Raw genomic sequence first — 3,468 nt, forward strand, 5'->3', positions numbered from 1 at the left:
ATGGAGGCGCGCTACCAACTGCGCCATAGCCCCTTGTATGCCGGGCGGTTCCCCCGCTCGGCGATGGAATTACTGTACCGGAGGTTGGGAGTGGGTTGCGACCTCGGGGCACTCGGGTGGACGTGCGGTGGCCGGTTTCCGCGCCGAATACCCTGGAGTGGTGCCCGAATCAAAGCTTGAGATCCAGATGCTCCACGACCGCCTGCTGGTGAAGTCGGTCCCGGACAGGACCGAGCGGCGCAGCAGCGCCGGCCTGGTCATCCCGGACACGGTCAAGCTGGCGACCAGGCTCGCGTGGGGGGAGGTCGTCGGCGCCGGGACCAGTGCCCGTCACGTCAAGACCGGGGACCGGGTGCTCTTCGATCCCGAGGAGCAGGGCGAGGTCGAGCTGAACGGCGAGCGCTACGTGATCCTGCGCGAGCGCGACGTGCACGCCGTGGCCAACGAGGCCCCCGAGCGCGGCACCGGCCTGTACCTGTAGTCCTCTCCCCCGCGGGTTCCCCGACGCGCCGCCCGGGGCGGGCGCCCGTCCTCGCGCCGCCCCGGGTCAGTCGCCCGTGCCGTCGCGGTCAGGGTTCGCGATGGCCTTGACCAGCGAGTGCACGCACAGGTTGAGGGCCTCGTAGGCGGGCGTGCGGCTGACGCTCACGTAGGCCCAGGCCGCGTAGAGCCCCGACCACAGGAGCTGCTGCGCCCATATCGGGGTGATCCTGGGGTCGATGCTGCCGTCGGCGTGGCCGCGCTCGACCAGGGCGAACAGGGCCCGGTCCGCCTCCCCGCACTCCTCCTCCAGCACCTCGTCCCAGGAGTCGTCGGACCCGAAGGCCAGCATGATCACCTTCTGGAGTCCGAAGTACTCGGGCACGAGGCGCCGGAAGGCCTCCAGACCGGTGCCCTCGGTGGTGCGCGCCCGTTCGGTGGCCTCGTTGATGAGCTCGTCGGCGTACTCGCCGAGGGCGCACACCAGGTCGGCGCGTTCGGCGAAGTAGCGCTGGAGCGTGCTGCGCGCCACACCCGCGGTTCTGGCCACCTGGGACAGGGGGGCCGAGGAGTTCTCCCCGAGCACCTTCACCGCCGCTTCGAGGATCGCGCGCCGGGTCCGGGCGCGGGTCCTCGTCTCTTCGTCTGAGGGAGCGCTCTTCACCATGCCCTCATCCTAGGCTTATCGGTAATTGGTTGACAATAATCGGTCACCTATGACCTACTTTGAAACATGACTGATCCATCGAAAGTAGACACCGGCTCGAAACCGGGTGCGCCCGAACCCCGGTTCGCCCAGCTCCGGGTGCTGTGGTCGTTCGTGCGCCCGCACCGGAACAAGCTGGCGCTGGGCCTGGTGCTGGCCCTGTTCGGCTCGGCGCTCGAACTCGCCAACCCGATGGTGATCAAGCTGGTCCTGGACACCGTCTCCGGCGGGGGCGGCCTGCTCGTGCCGATCGCCCTGCTGCTGGGCCTGTTCGTGCTGGGCACGGTGTCCGGCCTGTGGCACTGGATCCTCCTGGGCACCGTCGCCGAGAAGGTGGTGCTCGACGCGCGCACCTCGCTGGTGCGCCGCTACTTCCGCGCAGCGCTCATCCCGCTGTCGCGCCGCTCCTCCGGCGAGCTCGTCACCCGGGCGACCTCCGACACGGTCCTGCTGCGCGAGGCCGCCTCCAGCAGCGTCATCAGCCTCATCAACGGCGGCGTGCTGCTGGTGGGAACGCTGGTCATGATGGGCGTGCTGGACCTGTTCCTGCTCACGGTCACCTTCGTCGCGGTGCTCGTGGTCACCGTCCTGTTCCTGACGCTGATGCCCGCCCTGGCCAAGGCGCAGGAGAGGGCGCAGAACTCCCTGGGCCTGATGGGCGGCATGCTCGACGGCGCGCTGCGCGCGGTCCGCACGGTCAAGGTCAGCCGGGCCGAGGAGCGCCTGAGCGGCCAGATCCTCGAACACGCGCGGGAGTCCGCGCGGCACGGCGTGCGCTCGGTGCGGCGCGAGGCGGTCGCCTGGACGATCGCGTTCAGCGGGATCCAGCTCGCCATCATCTCCATCCTGGGCGTGGGCGCGCTGCGGGTGTCCTCGGGCGCGATCGAGGTCTCCACCCTCATCGCCTTCCTGCTCTACGCGTTCACCCTGATGACCCCGGTCATGGAGCTGTCCCAGAGCGTCACCACCCTCCAGTCGGGCGTGGCCGCGGCCAAGCGCATCCGCGAGGTGGAGGCCATTCCGCTCGAACCCTCCTCCGAGGCGGCGGACACGGACGCGCCGGTCCCCTCCCCGGACGGGGACCGTTCGGGCGCGCTGCTGGAACTGCGCGGGGTCACCGCGCGGTACGCGCCCGGCGCCGAGTCCGCGCTGGACGGCGTGGACCTGGCCGTCCCCCGGCGCGGGCACACCGCGATCGTGGGGCCCTCCGGCGCGGGCAAGACCACCGTGTTCTCGCTGCTGCTGCGCTTCCTCGAACCCGAGGAGGGGCAGCTGTTCCTGGACGGGACCCCCTACCGGGAGCTCACTCCCGGGCAGGTGCGCGGCCGCTTCGCCTACGTCGAGCAGGACACCCCGGTCGTCCCCGGCACCATCCGGGAGAACCTGCTGTTCAGCCACCCCGACGCCACCGAGGAGGAGGTGCGCCGGGTCCTGGGCCAGGTGCGGCTGGCCGACAAGATCGACGCCCTGGAGGAGGGGCTGGACACCCCGCTGGACGCCACGTCCTTCTCCGGGGGCCAGCGCCAGCGCATCGCCCTGGCCCGCGCCCTGCTGCGCTCGCCGGACGTGCTGCTGCTGGACGAGGCCACCTCGCAGGTGGACGCGATCACCGAGGCCGCCATCACCGAGAGCGTGCGCGCCCACGCCGCGCGGGCGGCCGTGGTGACCATCGCGCACCGGCTGTCCACCGTGATCCACGCCGACACCATCGTGCTGATGGAGGACGGACGGGTGCGGGCCAGGGGCACGCACCGGGAGCTGATGGACCGGGACGACCTGTACCGGGAGCTGGTCACGGCACTGCACATCGCCGAGTCCGGGGCTCCGGACCCGGGCGGTGACCGGGCCGAGGCGGACCGGGTGACGCCGGTCACGTGAGCACGCGGTAGCATCCGGCCAGAACCGGTGGGCGCGAGCGGTTCGACGGCCGCGGCCGCGGGGGCACGCCTCCCCGCGGCCCGGTCCGTCCTCTTCTCCGTCCCGTGCGCCGTGCCCCGCGGTGCCCGTACCCGGCGCCGCGGCGCCAGCGAGGGAACCATGACCGACTTCGCCCAGTACCAGGACGGCGTCTACGCCGACGCGACCAACGGCATCCTGCCCGGGCTGCCCTACCACCACGAGGACCTGCGCGACCTGGCGGAGAGGGCCATGGAGCCGGGTCCGTTCGGCTACGTGGAGGGCGGTGCGGGACGGGAGCGCACCGCCCGCGCCAACGTGGACGCGTTCGCCCGCTACGCGCTGCGCCCGCGCAGCCTGCGGCCGGGGGCCGAGGGGGCGGGGGG

Annotated in this window: 4 protein-coding genes; 3 read left to right on the plus strand and 1 reads right to left on the minus strand. The window is 71.9% G+C overall.

What is annotated here, in order from left to right:
- Positions 1–187 precede the first annotated feature (187 nt).
- Positions 188–481 (plus strand): co-chaperone GroES, encoded by a 294-nt coding sequence (locus DQW06_RS02725; protein WP_017568462.1) that lies wholly within the window; start codon positions 188–190, stop codon positions 479–481.
- Between the two features lie 66 nt (positions 482–547).
- Here the strand turns inward: DQW06_RS02725 and DQW06_RS02730 are convergent, their stop codons facing one another.
- Positions 548–1,147, minus strand: coding sequence for a TetR/AcrR family transcriptional regulator (locus tag DQW06_RS02730; RefSeq protein WP_013154363.1), 600 nt, complete (start codon positions 1,145–1,147; stop codon positions 548–550).
- Positions 1,148–1,285: 138 nt separating this feature from the next.
- On the opposite strand from DQW06_RS02730, the gene DQW06_RS02735 reads away from it, so the two are divergent.
- Complete coding sequence (locus DQW06_RS02735) at positions 1,286–3,064, plus strand: ABC transporter ATP-binding protein (protein ID WP_041552817.1); 1,779 nt, start codon at positions 1,286–1,288, stop codon at positions 3,062–3,064.
- Positions 3,065–3,223: 159 nt separating this feature from the next.
- On the plus strand, positions 3,224–3,468 hold a 245-nt coding region (locus tag DQW06_RS02740), incomplete at its 3' end, for an alpha-hydroxy-acid oxidizing protein (RefSeq protein ID WP_198662365.1).

The organism is Nocardiopsis sp. TNDT3 (assembly GCF_003427465.1).
Taxonomy (GTDB): domain Bacteria; phylum Actinomycetota; class Actinomycetes; order Streptosporangiales; family Streptosporangiaceae; genus Nocardiopsis; species Nocardiopsis dassonvillei.

Coding starts and splice junctions, on each gene's coding strand:
- DQW06_RS02725 (WP_017568462.1), top strand. CDS start 188: ATGCTCCACGACCGCCTGCTGGTGAAGTCGGTCCCGGACAGGACCGAG.
- DQW06_RS02730 (WP_013154363.1), bottom strand. CDS start 1,147: ATGGTGAAGAGCGCTCCCTCAGACGAAGAGACGAGGACCCGCGCCCGG.